Source organism: Bradyrhizobium sp. SYSU BS000235 (genome assembly GCF_049747295.1).
Classification (GTDB): Bacteria; Pseudomonadota; Alphaproteobacteria; order Rhizobiales; family Xanthobacteraceae; genus Afipia.
In genome coordinates this window covers 36,840-54,915 of record NZ_JBMHJM010000001.1, presented here as the reverse complement: position 1 = coordinate 54,915, position 18,076 = coordinate 36,840, and the positions used below count along the sequence as shown (strand labels likewise).

Below are 18,076 nucleotides of genomic sequence, written 5' to 3'. Positions count from 1 at the left end.
GTGGTCGAATTGCTTTATTTCTGCTGCCCGCGCTGAATGCGGCGAATGGTTTGATCGAGGGTGGAGAGGAACGCCGAGCGATCCTTCGGAGAGAACGAGCGTGGTCCTCCGGTGACTTCACCGCTGGAGCGCAGGTCTGTCATCAGATTGCGGACCGCCAATGTCATTCCGATGGAATCTTCCGAAAAAGGCTTTCCGGTCGGTGCAATGACATCTGCACCAGCTTTGACGCAGCGCGCTGCCAATGGGATGTCGGCTGTGATGACGATATCGCCTTTTTGCGCGCGTTCCGCAATCCAGTCGTCCGCGGCATCCATTCCCGACCCCGCAGCAATGCGCTCGATGAGCGGGTCGTTCGGCACGCGAATGAAATTTCCCGCGACGACGCTGACTGGTAGCCGGTGCCGCTCGGCGACGCGATAAATCTCGTCTTTCACCGGGCAGGCGTCGGCATCTACGTAAATCCGGATTGTGCGCGATTGGGCGGGGTCGTCTGGGGTCATTGCCGATGCTGGTAGCGCAAGGCGGGCCGAATGGCGAGCAAAAGCCGCAGGGGCCCGGTTAAGAGGCATGCACGGGCACCGCTTGTCAGGACCGGAACTTTGCGTACCATCTTCCTCAACAATCGAGAAAATCCCGAGGACGCCGATGACCGCACTGAAGCCCCATACCGTTTCCGCCTATAACCTCGCCAAAAATTCGGAAAACAAGATGCACGACGATACGGTCGCGCGCAGGTTCGGGTTTCAGGGCGGTCTGGTCCCCGGCGTCGATGTCTTCGCCTATATGAGCCATATGCCGGTGGCGAAATGGGGGAAGGCCTTTCTTGAACACGGTCTGATGGACGGTCGCTTTCTCAAGCCGGTCTATGATGGCGAGACCGCTGTCGTCTCTGCTGCAGACACTGATACGGGCATTGCGATCAAGGTCGAAAGCCGTGGCGAATTGTGTGCGATGGGGCATGCGTCAATGTCGTCTGGGACGAAGACGATTTCACTGACCGATTTCCAGGATGTTTCCGTGGTGGCGAAACGCGAACCGGTCAACACCAGTTCCTACGAGCAGGGAAAGTGGCTCGGGATACCGCCTTACACGCTGGGAGCCCAACCTTCGCTCGATTACTTGCGTGATGTTCGTGAAACCGATCCGCTCTATGCAAACGAGAAGATCGTTCACACCGGTATGCTCCTGCGCACCATGAACTGGGCGCTCATGGAGAACGCCATTCTGGGGCCATGGATTCATGTCGGCAGCACAATCCAATATCTTGCAACAGCCTCCGTCGAGGATGTGCTGACCGTACGCGCCAAAGTGACCGGCAATTACGATCGCAAAGGCCATAAGTTTGTCGAACTGGATGGCCTGATCGTCGCAAACGGAAAGACGCCCATTGCGCATTGCCGGCATGTGGCGATTTACCAGCCTCGCGAAACGGTGGCCGCATAGCCTGGAAAAGCCCGGGGAAAGACCCCGGGTCTTCGTGACAGCAGCCGTCAGGCCGATTTCGCCTTGCTGCCTTCCTGAATGGCCCGCCAAATCTTTTCCGGCGTCAGCGGCATGTCGAGTTGCGTGACGCCATAGTCGGACAGCGCATCGATTGCAGCGTTCACAATGGTGGCAAGGCCGCCGGCGCAGCCGGCTTCACCACATCCTTTGGTACCAAGCGGATTGGATGCGGTGGGTGAGGGATGACTGCCAATCGTCATCGATGGAATGTCGCGGGCACGCGGTATCGCGTAATCCATAAGCGAGCCGGTGATCGGCTGGCCGTTTGAATCGTAGCTGACGCATTCCATCAGGGCTTGGCCGATACCTTGCGCGACACCGCCATGGATCTGGCCGGCGACGAGCATCGGATTGACCACCGTGCCGAAGTCATTGACGCCCGTATAATTGACGATCTGGACGACACCGGTCTCCGGGTCGATTTCGACCTCGGCCACGTGGCAGCCGTTGGGAAATGTCGAAGGAATAGGCTGCGCTGTGTGATCGACGTCGAGCGATGACGGCACGCCCTCCGGCAGCTTGGAGCCTCGCAGCTTGGCCGCGAGCTCCATGACGCCGATGCCGCGATCGGTGCCTGCGATCGTGAAGCGCCCATCGGCGAATTCGATATCGCCTTCGGATGTTTCCAGCACATGCGCGGCTGCCTGTTTCCCCTTTTCAACAATGAGCCGCGATGCTCCGACAATGGCTGCTCCACTGGCTGTGATCGACCGTGATCCGCCGGTGCCGTTGCCGGTATGAACGGTGTCACTGTCGCCTTGCTCAAGCGTGATCGCATCGAACGGGACACCGAGATGCGTCGCCAATACTTGTGCGTAGGACGTTGCGTGACCCTGTCCGTAATCAAGCGTGCCGGTGGTGATTTTTACCGTGCCATCAGTCTCGAACGTGATCTTTCCCAATTCGACGCTCGGCGGCGCTGTGATCTCGAGGTAGGATCCCACAGCAATGCCGCGCAACTTCCCACGCTTACGGCTCTCGCGCTTGCGCTTTGCAAAGCCTGCGAGGTCTGCTGTTTCAATCGCTTTATTGAACACGCCAGGGAAATCGCCGCTGTCGTAGGTGAAGCCATTGGCGGCCGCGTAGGGGATTTGCGAAGACTTGACGAAATTGCGCTTGCGCAGCGTCAGGCGGTCGATGCCCATCTCGTCGGCGGCGCGATCGATCAAGCGTTCCATGAAATAGTTGGCTTCCGGGCGACCGGCGCCGCGGTACGCGCCCATCAGCGTGGTGTTGGTGACCACGCATTTGATATCGACTTCGATCAGCGGCGTCCGGTAAACGCTGGCAATGTTCTTGGCGATGTTGAGCGACAACACCACCGGCGCGAAGCCGGTGACATAAGCACCGAAATTACCGTAACCGCGGACGCGCACGCCGAGGAAGCCGCCGTCGGCGGCGAGCGCCAGTTCGCAGTGAATGTCCTGCGCGCGTCCATGGCTGTCGGAGAGAAAGCTGGTCGAGCGCTCGTCCGTCCACTTCACCGGACGGCCAAGTTCCTTCGCTGCGTGAAGGATGCAAACATACTCGGGATAGTTCGCGTTCTTCATGCCGAACGACCCGCCGACATTGTGCGTCAGCAGATGAATTTTGTCGGGAGAGACATTCATAGTCTTCGCGAGCGACGTGCGGTTTCCGGCCACGCCCTGCGTTGCAACTTCGATAGTATAGCGTTCGGTGGTCTTGTCGTAATGCGCAAGGGCCGAGCGCGGCTCCATGGCAACAACCGCAAGGCGCGTATTCACGATATCGAGATGCGCGATATGGGCCGCTTTCGCAAAAGCTGCGTCCAGCGCGGCCGTGTCGCCTGAGTGGAAGTCGAGAGCGACGTTGTTGGCGATATGATCGTAAAGTTGCGGAGCTCCTGGTTTCGTTGCCGCTTCGGCGCTCGTGACTGCCGGAAGCGCATCGATGTCGAGGACCACTGCCTCGGCTGCATCGCGAGCCTCAGCGAGCGTCGCCGCAACAACGAACGCGACAGGATCGCCAACGAAACGCACCTTATCGGTGGCAAGCGCCGGGCGGCTGGTCTGGAGCAGTGGTGAGCCATCTCGGCTTTTCAGCGGCACGCCGGACGTGAACGGCGTGTATCCCGCGCTGATCAGGTCCTGACCGGTCCAGACGCCGAGGACGCCGGGCATCTTCTTGGCGGCATCAGTGCCGATGCTTTTTATGACACCATGAGCGTGCGCGCTGCGCACAATCCAGGCATAGGCCTGACCGGGAAGGGTGCAATCGTCGGTGTATTTCCCTTTGCCTCGCACAAGGGTGTCGTCTTCCTTGCGGCGTACGGGCTGGCCAACTCCAAATTTTTGCAATGCGGCATGGTTTTCAGCGGTAGGGCGAGAGACGTGATCTTGCATATGAAAATCCGATGACAGACCCGGTTTTACGGCGATAAAGGCTGGGTTTTGGGCGGAATCGATCCCAGAAATAGTGCTGCGGTGCCCTAACCACAATAATCGATTGTGCTTCTATTGCTGCCACTGGTGTTGCACCCAATCACCACACTGTTACTGTCCATATCGAACAGGAATTGGCGCACCGCCGAGCGGCTGCGCAGAGATGGGTTGATATGGCGGAAGAAGCGCAGTTGCGCCACGGCTCCCAGCCGTGCGTGGACCTGCCAAGGTCGGTCGCAGAGGACGATGGACGTGATCGTATTCACGATCGCGTTTTCGTCGCGGCCCCCGCTTATGCAGCTCTCGACCTTGGTACGAACAACTGCCGTTTGCTGGTCGCGCGCGTGGCTCCGGAAGGGTTTCGCGTCATCGATTCATTTTCTCGTATCATCCGGTTAGGTGAGGGTGTTTCGACCACGGGACGCATCAGCGACGCCGCGATTTCACGCGCCGTCGGGGCTCTGACCGTTTGCAGCGACAAGATTCGTGCGAGAGGCGTCAAACGTCTTCGAACCATCGCAACGGAAGCCTGTCGCGCGGCCGAGAACTCCGATTCGTTCCTCAGCGTGATCGCGCAAGAAACCGGCATTCAACTTGAAATCGTCGATCGGGAGACTGAATCGACGCTCGCCATGATCGGTTGCTCGCCATTGCTCGATTCAAAAGCGAAGGGAGCAATTCTCTTTGATATCGGCGGCGGGTCGACGGAAATCGTTCGCATTGAGCGGACAGGCGGCGCCGCAGATGCCGCACCTGTGAAAGGGCCCTGGGTCTCGCTGCCGCTCGGCGTTGTGACCCTCGCTGAGCGGTTCGGCGGCACGAATGTGACGCGCCAGTGCTACGAGGCGATGATCGAGGCGGTTGCAGGCCACCTTGCGCCGTTCGCCGATCGGTATGGCAATGACTTATGCGGTATGCATCTGCTTGGAACCTCGGGCACGGTCACAACGGTTGCCGGAGTTCATCTTGGCCTGCCGCATTACGATCGCCGCAAGGTCGATGGCCTATGGATGAATGACGGCGAGTTGGACTCCGCCATCGAGCGACTGCTCGCGATGACCTACAGAGACCGCGCGCTCAACCCGTGCATCGGCACGGAACGGGCCGATCTGGTGCTTGCCGGATGCGCCATCCTCGACGCTATCCGCCTTGCATTCCCGCTGCCGCGGTTGCGGGTGGCGGATCGCGGCCTGCGCGAAGGCATGCTGGTCGAGATGATGCGGAAGGACGGAGTGATGCCCGCAGCCTAGTGTGGTGGTTCAGAAGTTCGCTCGATTTTCTTGCGAGGTCCTTCTGGCGAACTTCTGAACCTGAACCACACTAGAATCATAGATTTGCTAGTGTCCTTTCGAATCCAAAGCCCGCTACGGAGCGCGCTGCACGATGAGGCGGACTTTGGATTCTGGACACTAGCGGTGACGCGGCTGGCGAAACGTCGTATCCCTTCCGGCATCGCGCAATATGACGCTCTGAAAGCGGATTCAATGGCAAAAGACACCACCGGGCGGCTCCACGTCACCGTCAAGACCGGCGGCAAGCGGAAGCTGTCCTCAAAGCTTTGGCTCGAGCGCCAATTGAACGATCCCTACGTGGCACAGGCCAAGCGCGATGGATTTCGTTCGCGCGCAGCTTACAAGCTGCAGGAAATGGATGAGAAGAACCGCTTTCTGAAGGCTGGACAGGTCGTCGTCGATCTTGGTGCGGCTCCGGGCGGATGGAGCCAGATCGCGGCCAAGCGCGTCGGTTCACTGGAGGGCAAAGGCAAGGTTGTTGCCATCGACTTGCTGGAGATGCCCGAAATTCCCGGCGTCGACTTCGCGCAGATGGATTTTCTCGACGAAAAAGCCCCGGATCGCTTGCGCGCGATGATTGGCGGCGGTGCGGATATCGTGATGTCCGATATGGCGGCCAACACCACCGGCCATCGCAAGACCGATCAATTGCGGATCGTTGGCCTCGTGGAAAGCGCGGCGGAGTTCGCCGCTGAAGTACTCAATCCCGGGGGGACATTCCTCGCCAAGGTGTTCCAAAGTGGAGCGGATGCTGATCTGCTCGCACAGCTCAAGCGCGACTACACGACCGTGAAGCACGTGAAGCCGGCCGCGAGCCGGCAGGATTCCTCCGAGCGTTACGTGCTCGCGATGGGCTTTCGCGCGTCCAGAGAGTGATGGCCCAAAGCCGAGAGCTTCGGTTCTGATTCAATCAGAACCGTTGTCATTTCGTTCGAAAACGCTTTACCCGAGCTTCTGGTCGCGTGCTTCCTGCGTGCTTTCGCTCGCGGCCACTTCAGGTGCTTTCGGTCCTTCAAGCGATGGAATCTTGTGCCCTGACACCAGATGGCCAGCGTCTTCAGGGAGCTTCCAGAACGCGTAGGCCGAGGCCGCCGACAAGATCGCGATCACCACGAACGCGGGCCAGAAATCGCCGGCTCCCAACTGTGGTGACTGGTTGTGCAGCATTGTCGCTTCGACCACGAGCGCGCCCACGGCAACGCCTGCCGATATCGCGAGCTGCTGGTTGACGCTGACGATCGTGGTCGCGCGGCTCATTTCTCCGGGCTCGACATCAGCATAGGCGAGCGTGTTGATCGCCGTGAACTGAAGCGAGCGGAAAAATCCGCCGACGATCAGGATGATCATGATCAACAGGAGCGGTGTAGACGGAGTGAACAGAGCACAGGCGCCGAGGAAAAATGAGCTCACCACGGCATTGATGACCATGATGTTGCGGAAGCCAAAGGTCCGGATGATGCGAGCCGCGAGCGTCTTCATGCCGAGTGCGCCGAGCGAAGATGCAAACGTGACCAAGCCTGATTTGAACGGCGACAGGCCGAATCCGATTTGCATCAACAGCGGCAGCAGGAAGGGTAGCGCACCAATGCCGAGGCGATACATGAAGCCACCGGTCAGGCACGCCCGCAATGTAGGCAACCTCAGCAACGTGAAATCCAGCACGGGTGAGGCAGTGCGTTTCGCGTGCCGCAGATAGAGGGCCATCGCAACACCGCCGCCGATGATCAAGGCGAAGACGATTTCCCACGGCAACAGGCCGAGACCGGCAACGGACAATCCGAAAGCCACCCCCGCCACACCCAGTCCGGCAAGCACGAGGCCGACGACATCGAAGCGCTCGGGATTTTCGCTTTTGATCGGATCGATGTATTTCAACGCCATGAAGATGCCGAGCATCCCGATCGGAATATTGATCAGAAAGATCCAGTGCCACGAAAAATAGGTGGTGATGAAGCCTCCAAGTGGCGGTCCGATCACCGGACCGATGAGGGCAGGCACGGTTACCCACGCCATGGCATTGACCAGCGCGCTCTTGTCGACGGAGCGCAGCAGAACAAGGCGTCCGACGGGGGTCATCATCGCGCCGCCAATGCCTTGCAGGATACGCGCGAACACGAAGTCAGTGATCGAACTGGAGAGAGCGCAACCGATCGAGCCGACCATGAAGACGGCAATGGCGACGCTGAATACGGTCCGTGCACCGAAGCGGTCCGCAGTCCAGCCGCTCGCCGGAATGAAGACGGCCAGGGAGAGCAGGTACGACGTAATCGCAAGTTTCAGTGTCAGCGGGCTGGTGCCGATATCCGCGGCGATGGCGGGCAGAGAGGTGGCGATCACGGTCGAGTCCATGTTCTCCATGAACAGGGCACAGGCCACGATTAGGGGTATCAGGCGTTCCTTCTGCATCGGCTCAGCTTTATGGAAAGATTTAGCGAAATGGTGGGCGGCAAGAGAATGCCGGGCACTGATAGGCGAGTCCGGGCCCGTTAGGTCAATAAACTCGCCGTGAGAGGACCTGTTCGCCTCTCTTTTCGCGCCAGAGGCCCTGTTGCAGAACTCCCATGCGCAAAAACCCGCAATTTTGGCGTGAAATGCTTTGAAACGTCATGATGACATGCTATCGACCACCGCCAACCCTATTGATGGGCTTCGATTCGGGCGATGCCAAAGGTATCGTCCGATTTCGCTCATCCGAACATTTTTATCGCAGCCACGGGCTGCCGAACGGAGTTGGCAATGGCAAGATACTCGGATCAGGGCATTCGCGAAGCGTTCACGTTTGACGATGTGCTGCTGAAGCCTGGTTTGTCCGATATTCTGCCATCGGACGCCGATATCCGCAGCCATCTGACCCGCGCCATCCCGCTAAACGTTCCGATTATCGCGTCCGCGATGGACACCGTGACGGAGGCCCGCATGGCCATCGCCATGGCGCAGTCTGGCGGTATTGGCGTGATCCACCGTAACTTTGATGTCGAAGGGCAGGCGGCGCAGGTCCGCCAGGTCAAGAAGTTCGAGTCCGGCATGGTTGTGAATCCGCTGACCATCGGCCCGGATGCCAAGCTCGTCGATGCACTGACATTGATGAAGGACCATAGCATTTCCGGCGTTCCGGTTGTCACCGGCGGCGGCTACGGGAAGCCGGGCAAGCTTGTCGGTATCCTGACCAACCGCGACGTGCGTTTCGCCACCGATCCGGAGCAGAAAGTCTCCGAACTGATGACGCACCAGAATCTCATTACGGTGCGCGAAGGCGTGAGCCAGACCGAAGCGAAAAAGCTTCTGCACCAAAACCGCATCGAGAAGCTGCTGGTGGTCGACGACCAGTATCGTTGCGTCGGCCTTATTACCGTGAAGGATATCGAGAAGGCGGTTGCCTATCCGCTGGCATCCAAGGACGAACAGGGCCGCTTGCGCGTTGCGGCTGCCACGACCGTTGGTGAAGGTGGATTCGAACGCACCGAAAGGCTGATCGAAGCCGGCGTCGATGTTATCGTTGTCGATACGGCACATGGGCATTCAGTGCGGGTGTTAGAGGCGGTCAGTCGCATCAAGAAATTGTCCAATGCTGTGCAGGTCGTCGCGGGCAACGTTGCAACCGCCGAAGCGACGCAAGCACTGATCGATTCTGGTGCGGACGCGGTCAAGGTCGGCATTGGTCCGGGATCGATCTGCACCACGCGCATCGTCGCTGGCGTTGGCGTGCCGCAACTCACCGCGATCATGGATTCGGTCGAAGCCGCGAAGAAGGCGAACATTCCGGTGATCGCCGACGGCGGCATCAAGTATTCGGGCGATCTTGCCAAGGCACTTGCGGCAGGCGCTGATATCGCGATGGTCGGCTCGCTGCTGGCGGGCACAGACGAAACACCCGGCGAAGTCTTTTTGTGGCAGGGTCGCTCCTACAAAGCGTATCGCGGCATGGGATCGGTCGGCGCAATGGCGCGCGGCTCTGCGGACCGCTATTTCCAGCAGGACATCAAGGACACACTCAAGTTGGTGCCGGAAGGCATTGAGGGCCAGGTCGCTTATAAGGGGCCGGTTGCTAACGTCCTGCATCAGCTCGCAGGCGGCCTGCGCGCGGCAATGGGATATGTCGGTGCGCGAAACCTCGAAGACTTCCACCAGAAGGCGGAATTCGTACGCATTACCGGCGCCGGTCTGCGCGAAAGCCACGTGCATGACGTCACGATCACCCGCGAGAGCCCGAACTATCCGGGTGGTGCCTGATTGAATGACTGCCGGACGGCGCGTAAACGCGCTACATTCGGCAGTTATTGATCGCTAACTGGCTTGTTCCGGCCGGTTGAGCATTTACCTATCACGTAAGCTTTGACGCTCGCGACCCAAGAAGGTCTCGGCGATTCCAGTCCTGTAGCATTTGAAAGACATAACATCATGGTCGATTGGACTGACGACAGGATTGCCGCGCTTTCAGATCAGGATTTGAAGAATCTGCTGGCCAACGCGGAACGCAAGTCCGTCGCGGATGTCGTCGAGAAGTGCAGGACCGAGCTCGAGAAGCGCAACGCCTCCAAGCCGCGCAAGCCGTCAAAGGCCCGCTCAGAACTCAAGGAGTTCGAGCATGCGATGTCGGAACAGCTTGCGGCAATCGGAAAGGAGATGGCCGCCAAATACGATCTCTCCGAAGAGACCGCGAAAGCGAAGTCGGAGGGCGTGAAGGGCTTCAAGGCACACAGACTGCTCGACTCTCAAGGCTATGCCAAGCTGGGCGGCCATCAGAGGGACGGCTCTGTTGCGGTGGAGCGGTATATTTCGCATCGACGCGGCAACGGTATTGTCAGCCTCGGTGTCTGGCTGCCCAAAGATACGCCAATTGAAGCGCACGAATTCCACGTGGTTGCGCCCGCAGGAATGCTTCAAGACGGGAAATCCTTCTCGGAAGTCAGGCAAGGTTTTGCCGAGAAGAATCTCGAAACAACGCACGTCATCCGGTCTTTCAAGGAGTTGTCCGAAGCGGCTGTCGCGTTCGATCAAGCGCTGGCGAGAATTACCGCATAGCGAAACACCGGCTGTGCGTTAGCATACCTGCTGCGTCCGATAAGCGCTGTCGGCGGGTTCCAACATCGCTTGGCAATCGGGCTGGTGGTTAGGTAGAACTCCTCTCAAGTTTTGACACAACGAGGAAACAACATGGCCCAAACCGCCAAGCGTATCGTACTCGCGTCCCGTCCCACGGGCGAACCGACGGCAAGCAATTTTCGCCTTGAGGACTATCCTGTGCCGGCGCCGGGCGAGGGCCAGGTGTTGCTCCGCACGATCTGGCTTTCGCTCGATCCATACATGCGCGGGCGCATGAGCGATGGTCCTTCCTATTCTGCACCTGTGCCCGTGGATGGCGTGATGGAAGGCGGCGCGGTGTGTGAAGTCGTCGCTTCGAACAATCCCGGTTTTGCCAAAGGCGACGTTGTTCTTTCCCACTCGGGGTGGCAGCAATATGCGCTCTCCGATGGCAAGGGCCTGCGCAAGGTCGATCCAAAGAATGCGCCGATCTCGACCGCGGTCGGTGTGCTCGGCATGCCGGGAATGACCGCCTACACGGGTCTGCTCGAGATCGGAAAGCCGAAGGCAGGCGAGACGGTGGTCGTGGCCGCGGCCTCAGGCGCTGTCGGCTCGGCGGTCGGACAGATCGCGAAGATCAAAGGAGCCCGCGCGGTCGGAATCGCCGGCGGCAAGGACAAGTGCGACTATGTGAAAAACGAGCTTGGCTTCGATGAATGTCTCGATCATCGTGATCCCGACCTCGCGAACAAGCTCAAGGGCGCATGCCCCAAAGGCATCGACGTCTATTTTGAGAACGTCGGCGGAAAAGTCTTCGACGCGGTATTTCCGCTGCTGAATCCGTTCTCGCGCATTCCGGTCTGCGGTCTGATTGCCGACTACAACACGATTTTCGGCAAGGACACGCCGACGCCGCCATGGGCCAATTCCATTATGCGTGCGATTCTGGTGAAGCGCCTGAATTTCCGCGGCTTCATCGTCCGCGATTTCGATGCGCTGTATCCGGACTTCATTCGCGACATGTCCCAGTGGCTGCGCGAGGGCAAGGTCAAGCATCGCGAGTTCGTCACCGAAGGTCTCGAAAGTGCACCGCAGGCTTTCATGGGACTTCTGAAGGGCGCAAACTTCGGCAAGCAGCTCGTGCGCGTCGGGCCAGACAAGGCTTAACGGTTTTTCTCACCCCTCGCTTCTGATCAGAAGCGAGGGGTGAGGGATTTCTGAATAAATTACCCGTATAGCAAAGGCTGTCGGCAGCTGTGGTGTCTTCGCCGCTGAGCGTGACTTGCATCGCAGGCGTTGCAGATCATCCGCCACTTGCTCACTGCCGTTTGGTCAATTTAGAGACACGCGGGCTTTCTTGTAGAACGCGACCGGCCCGACACCGCCTTTTCCATATCATTATCCAGCGGTTCAAATGCGCCGCCGTGCGTGCACGCATAAAAAATAGAAAATGGTTTGGTGATTGAAATCGTCACAATGGTTTTGATCATCCAAATCCCCTGAAGTCGATCTGATCGCATGTTGTTCGCGGTCAGCTCCGTCGTGGGCTACGAGTTGCAGCCGCTTGCGGATTGGAACCTTTCGCCCATTGGTCGCTTGATCATTCCATCAGGTTCAAGCGCAGGTCGCGCTCAAGCCGCGCGTCCGGCACGGCGGAGCATTTCAGGCTGAGGATTCTTTATGCTGGTTCAGATGATTTTGGTGCCGACGTTTGTATTGGTCGGCCTGACGTTTCTTTTGATATTCTGGCGCGGAAGTGGGCGACCAAAGCCGGCAGATGGCGATTGGTTCGGATATCACCTGCACACGCTGTTCTACGTGTTGGTCGCATTGGCGATCGAAACGCGCCACGCGGATCTCATCATCGTCATGCTGGCCTGGGTGTTTGTGGTGGTGCAGATATGCCAGGCCGGATTTCTGGTTTCGGCTTCTGAAGCTCGCGGATCGCTGTTTTTCGCGGCTGGGGCACTGGTTTTGTTTGCCATGTGGCTCTATTTCGCGATCCGTGTCTTGTTTCTCATCTAAGGGGCGGCTAGTTGAGCGTCTGGCGCTGGATCGTCCGTCCCGCCGCTTTCCAGGAAGAGTAGAGATGACGCCCGCCGCACGGTTGTCCGCAGCCATCGAAATACTGTCGACCATCGATGCACAACGTGTTCCCGCAGCGAACGCGCTGAAGGAATGGGGGACGTCGCACCGGTTTGCGGGATCAGGCGACCGGGCTGCCATTGCGGGCCTGGTCTTCGATGTTCTGCGCCGTCGGTCCTCGAGCAGTTATCTGATGGACGCCGACACGTCGCGCGCACGATTGCTCGGCATGTTGAAGTTGGAGCGAGGTCTCGACGTCAACGCGATTGCCGCGCTTTGCACCGGGGAGCGTTTTGCGCCAGAGGCATTGTCGGCAGATGAACGCGCCGCGCTCACATCGCGTTCTCTCAGCGGCGCGCCGGCCCATGTCGCGGGCGATTATCCTGAGTGGCTTGATCCGCATTTGACTCAAGTTTTCGGAGATGAGCGGATGGAGGAGGCGACGGCGATGGCCAGCCGCGCGCCGCTCGATCTGCGCGTCAATACACTGAGGGCCAAGCGCGAGAAGGCGCTGGCGTCCATTGCGCATTTGGGCGCCAAGCCGACGCCATGGTCGCCGTTGGGTATCCGCATCGAGCTCGGCGCGGATGCGCGTAACCCTGGCATTCATGCCGAAGAGATTTTCATCAAGGGTGGCGTTGAGGTTCAGGACGAAGGTTCGCAGCTTGCGGCATTGCTCACCGACGCGAAGCCTGGTGAGCAGGTCATCGACATGTGCGCCGGAGCCGGGGGAAAGACATTGGCCCTGGCTGCCATGATGCAGGGCAAGGGGCGCCTGATCGCCACCGATCGTGATAAGCGCCAGCTTGCTCCGATCCATGAGCGGCTGTCCCGTGCCGGCGTGCACAATGCCGATGTCCGCACGCCTAAGGGGCCGGACGACACGTTGGCCGATATCAAGGCTTCGGCCGATCTCGTGGTGATCGACGCGCCATGCACCGGAACCGGGACCTGGCGGCGAAATCCGGACGCCAAATGGCGCATGCGCCCCGGTGCGCTCGAAGTTCGTATCAAGGACCAGATCGAAGTGCTTGATCGTGCTGCTTTATTGGTCAAGCCCGGCGGTCGCGTGGCCTATATCACCTGTTCGGTTCTGCCGCAGGAGAACACCGAACAGGTGAAAGCTTTCGTCGCGCGCCACCCGGAATACAAGGTGCTCCCGCCTGCAAAGACCGTCGCGGTGCTGGGCGAATGGGCTGCAGACTTCGGGAAGGCCACGCTGCAATCGAGCGAAGGGCTGCTGATGACCCCGCGCCGGACCGGAACGGACGGTTTTTTCGCCGCGATCCTGACCCGGGGCTGACGAGCTGGAAGCGGTGGAATAGGTCTCCAGTTTGGCACAGGAACCCATTGCGGTGCAGCCTCGGCTCGCGTAATTCCTGTCTATGACAGCACACAGCCAGACCAGCCCGGCGACGCCCGATGTGGCGGCCGCCCACGAAAAGATTCTCATCGTCGATTTCGGCTCGCAGGTGACGCAGCTCATCGCGCGGCGGGTCCGCGAGGATGGGGTGTATTCCGAAATCGTGCCGTTTCAGAAGGCTGAGGCGGCTTTTCAGGATATGAAACCCAAGGCGGTGATCCTCTCCGGGGGACCGGCTTCGGTGCTGGACGCGGACGCGCCATCGGTGCCGCTCTCGATCCTGACGGCGGGCGTCCCGGTGCTCGGCATCTGCTATGGCGAGCAGACCATGGCGCAGCAGCTCGGCGGCACTGTCGAGGCTGGTCATCATCGTGAGTTCGGGCGCGCCACCATCGAAGTCACGGACGATTGCGCGCTGTTCGACGGGGTTTGGGAGAAGGGCGGCAAGTACGACGTCTGGATGAGCCATGGCGACCGGGTCACGAAGCTGCCTGATGGTTTTCGTGGCGTGGCCAAGGCACCGGGCTCACCGATTTCCGTCATCGCGGATGACAAGCGTAAATTCTATGCGATGCAATTCCATCCCGAGGTCGTCCATACCCGGGATGGTGCGAAACTGATCCGTAATTTCGTACGCAAGGTCGTCGGCCTCAAGGGCGACTGGACCATGCGTGCGTTCCGTGAGGAAGCTATCGAAAAGATCCGCGCGCAGGTCGGCAAGGGGCGGGTGATCTGCGGCCTTTCCGGCGGCGTCGATTCGTCCGTTGCAGCTATCTTGATTCACGAAGCGATTGGCGATCAGCTGACCTGTGTGTTTGTCGACCACGGCATGCTGCGGCTCAACGAAGCCAAGACGGTCGTCGATCTGTTCCGGCATCACTACAACATTCCGCTGGTGCACGTTGACGCGTCAGCGCAATTCCTCGGCGAGCTCGACGGCGTCACCGATCCGGAGGTCAAGCGCAAGACCATCGGCCGCCTGTTCATCGATGTGTTCGATGCCGAAGCGAAGAAGATTGGTGGTGCGGATTTCCTCGCCCAGGGCACGCTCTATCCCGACGTGATTGAAAGCGTATCGTTCACCGGCGGTCCGTCGGTGACGATCAAATCGCATCACAACGTCGGCGGTTTGCCGGCGCGCATGAACATGAAGCTCGTTGAACCTCTCCGTGAGCTGTTCAAGGACGAAGTGCGCGCGCTCGGCCGTGAACTCGGTCTGCCGGATGTCTTCGTTGGCCGCCACCCATTCCCGGGACCTGGCCTCGCGATCCGTTGTCCGGGCGAGATCACGCGAGAGAAGCTCGACATCCTGCGCAATGCGGATGCTGTCTACATCGATCAGATCCGCAAGGCCGGCCTTTACGACACCATCTGGCAGGCTTTCGCCGTGCTGTTGCCGGTGAAGACCGTAGGCGTGATGGGCGACGGCCGCACGTACGAGCACGTAGTCGGCTTGCGCGCGGTCACATCCACTGACGGCATGACCGCCGACTTCTATCCGTTCGATATGAAATTCCTCGGCGAGACGGCCACACGCATCATCAACGAAGTAAAGGGTGTCAACCGCGTCGTCTACGACGTGACGTCAAAGCCGCCGGGTACGATTGAGTGGGAGTGACGGGGCGTAGTTTGGCGTAGCATCGGATAGAATAGGATACGATAACATTCGTTAGAAATGATCGAACGACGGCAATGCGAAAAAGATAAACGCAATCTGGTCCGTCGCGCTCACGTGGCCAACGGATACAGTTCGCCCGAGAATGCGCGAAGGTTTTTGCGGTCTGCGCCAGCTCTGCTTCGCTGAGGGCGAATGCATCGGTAAACACCTTCTGAAGTCCCGGTATGACTTAACAAGAATGCAGACATCTGCTCCGGCCACGCCTTCAGCCACCGGATGAACGTCAGTGAGTTGCAGCCGTAAAGGTCTCACGACCCTCTCGCCATGGCAATGCGATTTAGCACTCCGATCCTTGCGGTTGAATCCTCGCTCGGAGTGCCAAGCCGACTGTAGCTCACACCGCGGTGCGTGTGCCGATCCCGTGCTGGTCCCTCACGTCTTCGGGCGCATTGAGGACAGATGTCGTGAGGATTACGGCGGCGGCCAACACCCAGTAGTACCACGCATCAAGGCCGGTAAAGTTGAAGACAAAAGGCGCGATTATAAATACCAGACCGACCGCGCGATCGACCCACAGGTGCATCCAGTACGGAACGAGTTTGATGAGCCCCGTCTCGTGATTGGTGATCACAGCAAGCAGAAACGCCGCGACACCGGTCACGACCGAGAGCCACATCGCAATTGGGCTGCTATGACCCAATTCCAGCACGAATGGTGCGCCGATCAGTACAATTGCGACGGGATAGTCGATGAGGTAGGCGTGGATGGCTTTTGTGACGAAGCGGAACGGCATGACGTGGCTCCTGGTGCGGGTCGCTGATTAGATCCGAGCGTCCCACCGAATGCGGGCCATCGCCTATCAACGTTTAAACGTCAGTTTGGCTGGACCCATCTCGATGGCTTAAGACGACATCGAAGATCTTCGGCGGGTACGGTGAAAAGCTATTCCGCGGAGGGGAGCATTAGAAATGCCCGCTCGTTATTGTTTCCATTCCCGCTATCCCTGCGTTCAGGGGCCTGGTTCACTTGATCAGCGACGACCGCTCCGCGCGTCGTAATCTTCGGAGTATTGGCATCAGGTCGGCGATATGAGCCTCGTTGCGACAGTCTAAAATAACGTCGCCGTAAGCAATGGCTTCGCCCGTGCTGATGATGAAATGCGGCGCCTGCATTGGGACAATCCGGTGCTTGCCCTGCGTTAACATTCTCACGTCGCAGCAGTATTCCCTGACGCCATGGAAATTATAGGCGCCAGCTATTGGAAAAAATCGTCCCACGCTGCGACAACTCAGAATGCAGGTCTCCTCAAGTAACGTCGAGCGCAGCTCGGACGGATTTCACGCAATGTCGTGCGGAAGAAAAAGATATGCGCATTATCCTAACGATCACCGTCGCGGTTTTCAGCGCGGTTGCTGTAACGGCCGTGTTCGCTCGGTCCATATCCAATAACGTGACGAGGACGCGCCATCTCCGTGCATATACTGCATCAGGCGACTTAGCCGCCCCGAATCTCAATGAGTTAGTGTTCGTCGGCTCACCACTCGTCTGGACCCAATTCTATCCGCCGCGAGACAGCTAAATCGTCAACGCGCGCCACCAATTCGCCCGCATAGGCAACAGTATCATGAGGATCGTCGGTCTCTTGGGCGTTGCGATGGCAGCGTTGTTGGCGATCGATATGCAGGGCACGGCGTCGATGATGTGACGCCGGGTAAGCCCGCTCTGCATCGAGCAGTTCAGGAAGCGAGGCCACGTGGATCGCTGCGAGGCGTTATTTCGCTTTCGGAACGGACCATGGCCCTGCGTTAGAGGCCCAACAGGCTTTTCAACGCCGCAACGTTTCCACCTGAGGAGAAGACTATCATGAAGGCGATCATTGTGACGGACCAGACGGCGGGAGCGGCCGGGATGAAACTGGTGGAGCGCCCCGAGCCGCTGCCAGCGATTAACGACGTGCTCGTTCAGGTTCATGCGTCGGGATTCACCTGGGATGAACTGACGTGGCCGCCGACCTGGACCGATCGCCTTGGCCGTGATCGAACACCGTCGATCCCTGGGCACGAGCTGGCGGGAGTGGTCACAGCCCTCGGCTATGGAACGACGGGGCTGTCGGTAGGGCAGCGGGTCTTCGGCCTCACGGATTGGACACGCGACGGGACCCTTGCCGAGTATGTGGCCGTGGAGGCTCGCAATCTCGCGCCGCTCCCGGGCGACGTCGACTTCACGGTGGGCGCGAGTGTGGTGATGTCGGGCCTGACCGCGTGGCAGGGACTGTTCCAGCACGGCCGCCTTCGAGCAGGGCAGAGTGTTCTCGTGCACGGCGCCGCCGGCGTAGTCGGTTCGATGGTGACGCAACTCGCGCGATCGGCCGGCGCACACGTCATCGGCACCGGACGCGCTGCGGACCGTCTGAAGGCGCAGGACTTTGGTGCACACGAGTTCGTCGATCTCGCGAGCGACGCCCTCAAAGACATCGGCGGCGTCGATCTGGTGTTCGATGTCTTCGGCGGCGACATCGCGAAGCGGTCCGAAGACCTGATTAGAACCGGAGGAACGCTGGTGACGATCGCTGGCCCGACCGAGGTGCGGCCTGTCGATGGTCTGGCGGTCGATTTCGTTGTTGAGGCCGATCGTGCCCAATTGAGTGAGATCATCCAGCGGGTACGCGATGGACGACTGCGGACAAACATCGGCAACGTCTCGCCCCTCGATGACGCCATCGCCACCTTCAACTCAACCGAACGACGTGCAGGGAAGATGATCATCCGCGTTCGTCCCTGAGCGACGC

General features: G+C 59.4%; 15 protein-coding genes. 10 read left to right on the top strand and 5 right to left on the bottom strand.

Features of this window, described 5'->3' with window-relative positions; all coding sequences use genetic code 11:
- Positions 1-14: 14 nt before the first annotated feature.
- Complete coding sequence (locus ACP0KA_RS00230) at positions 15-503, bottom strand: YaiI/YqxD family protein (protein ID WP_424626828.1); 489 nt, start codon at positions 501-503, stop codon at positions 15-17.
- Between the two features lie 145 nt (positions 504-648).
- Between ACP0KA_RS00230 and ACP0KA_RS00225 the strand changes: the two genes are divergently transcribed.
- The gene (locus ACP0KA_RS00225) at positions 649-1,446 is read left to right on the top strand and encodes a hypothetical protein (protein ID WP_424626827.1); all 798 of its coding nucleotides are present in this window, start codon (positions 649-651) and stop codon (positions 1,444-1,446) included.
- Between the two features lie 47 nt (positions 1,447-1,493).
- Here the strand turns inward: ACP0KA_RS00225 and ACP0KA_RS00220 are convergent, their stop codons facing one another.
- Positions 1,494-3,869, bottom strand: coding sequence for a xanthine dehydrogenase family protein molybdopterin-binding subunit (locus ACP0KA_RS00220; RefSeq protein WP_424626826.1), 2,376 nt, complete (start codon positions 3,867-3,869; stop codon positions 1,494-1,496).
- 212 nt (positions 3,870-4,081) lie between these two features.
- Here ACP0KA_RS00220 and ACP0KA_RS00215 point away from each other — a divergent pair, with 212 nt between their 5' ends.
- Positions 4,082-5,158 carry a Ppx/GppA phosphatase family protein gene (locus ACP0KA_RS00215; protein WP_424626825.1) on the top strand — a complete coding sequence of 359 codons (1,077 nt, stop codon included), beginning with the start codon at positions 4,082-4,084 and terminating at the stop codon, positions 5,156-5,158.
- A gap of 234 nt (positions 5,159-5,392) precedes the next feature.
- The gene (locus ACP0KA_RS00210; protein ID WP_424631453.1) at positions 5,393-6,076 is read left to right on the top strand and encodes an RlmE family RNA methyltransferase; all 684 of its coding nucleotides are present in this window, start codon (positions 5,393-5,395) and stop codon (positions 6,074-6,076) included.
- Between the two features lie 66 nt (positions 6,077-6,142).
- Here the strand turns inward: ACP0KA_RS00210 and ACP0KA_RS00205 are convergent, their stop codons facing one another.
- Positions 6,143-7,606 (bottom strand): MFS transporter, encoded by a 1,464-nt coding sequence (locus tag ACP0KA_RS00205; protein ID WP_424626824.1) that lies wholly within the window; start codon positions 7,604-7,606, stop codon positions 6,143-6,145.
- Between the two features lie 330 nt (positions 7,607-7,936).
- Between ACP0KA_RS00205 and guaB the strand changes: the two genes are divergently transcribed.
- The 3 genes from guaB to ACP0KA_RS00190 all read left to right on the top strand — a co-directional run bounded on the left by guaB (position 7,937) and on the right by ACP0KA_RS00190 (position 11,389).
- Entirely contained in the window at positions 7,937-9,430 is a 1,494-nt protein-coding gene (gene guaB, locus ACP0KA_RS00200; RefSeq protein ID WP_424626823.1) for an IMP dehydrogenase, read from the top strand.
- A gap of 168 nt (positions 9,431-9,598) precedes the next feature.
- Complete coding sequence (locus tag ACP0KA_RS00195; protein WP_424626822.1) at positions 9,599-10,222, top strand: hypothetical protein; 624 nt, start codon at positions 9,599-9,601, stop codon at positions 10,220-10,222.
- A gap of 132 nt (positions 10,223-10,354) precedes the next feature.
- On the top strand, positions 10,355-11,389 hold the full coding sequence (locus ACP0KA_RS00190) for an NADP-dependent oxidoreductase (protein ID WP_424626821.1): 1,035 nt from the start codon (positions 10,355-10,357) through the stop codon (positions 11,387-11,389).
- 170 nt (positions 11,390-11,559) lie between these two features.
- Here ACP0KA_RS00190 and ACP0KA_RS00185 read toward each other — a convergent pair whose 3' ends face one another.
- The gene (locus ACP0KA_RS00185; protein WP_424626820.1) at positions 11,560-11,712 is read right to left on the bottom strand and encodes a hypothetical protein; all 153 of its coding nucleotides are present in this window, start codon (positions 11,710-11,712) and stop codon (positions 11,560-11,562) included.
- A 190-nt stretch (positions 11,713-11,902) separates the two neighbouring features.
- Here ACP0KA_RS00185 and ACP0KA_RS00180 point away from each other — a divergent pair, with 190 nt between their 5' ends.
- The 3 genes from ACP0KA_RS00180 (at position 11,903) to guaA (ending at position 15,288) form a co-directional block, all read left to right on the top strand.
- Positions 11,903-12,247 carry a hypothetical protein gene (locus ACP0KA_RS00180; RefSeq protein WP_424626819.1) on the top strand — a complete coding sequence of 115 codons (345 nt, stop codon included), beginning with the start codon at positions 11,903-11,905 and terminating at the stop codon, positions 12,245-12,247.
- Between the two features lie 64 nt (positions 12,248-12,311).
- Positions 12,312-13,610 (top strand): RsmB/NOP family class I SAM-dependent RNA methyltransferase, encoded by a 1,299-nt coding sequence (locus tag ACP0KA_RS00175; RefSeq protein WP_424626818.1) that lies wholly within the window; start codon positions 12,312-12,314, stop codon positions 13,608-13,610.
- An 82-nt stretch (positions 13,611-13,692) separates the two neighbouring features.
- On the top strand, positions 13,693-15,288 hold the full coding sequence (guaA, locus tag ACP0KA_RS00170; RefSeq protein WP_424626817.1) for a glutamine-hydrolyzing GMP synthase: 1,596 nt from the start codon (positions 13,693-13,695) through the stop codon (positions 15,286-15,288).
- A 394-nt stretch (positions 15,289-15,682) separates the two neighbouring features.
- Here guaA and ACP0KA_RS00165 read toward each other — a convergent pair whose 3' ends face one another.
- Positions 15,683-16,081 (bottom strand): SPW repeat domain-containing protein, encoded by a 399-nt coding sequence (locus ACP0KA_RS00165; RefSeq protein ID WP_424626816.1) that lies wholly within the window; start codon positions 16,079-16,081, stop codon positions 15,683-15,685.
- Positions 16,082-17,151: 1,070 nt separating this feature from the next.
- Here ACP0KA_RS00165 and ACP0KA_RS00160 point away from each other — a divergent pair.
- Entirely contained in the window at positions 17,152-18,069 is a 918-nt protein-coding gene (locus ACP0KA_RS00160) for an NADP-dependent oxidoreductase (RefSeq protein ID WP_424626815.1), read from the top strand.
- The last annotated feature ends 7 nt before the right edge of the window (positions 18,070-18,076 follow it).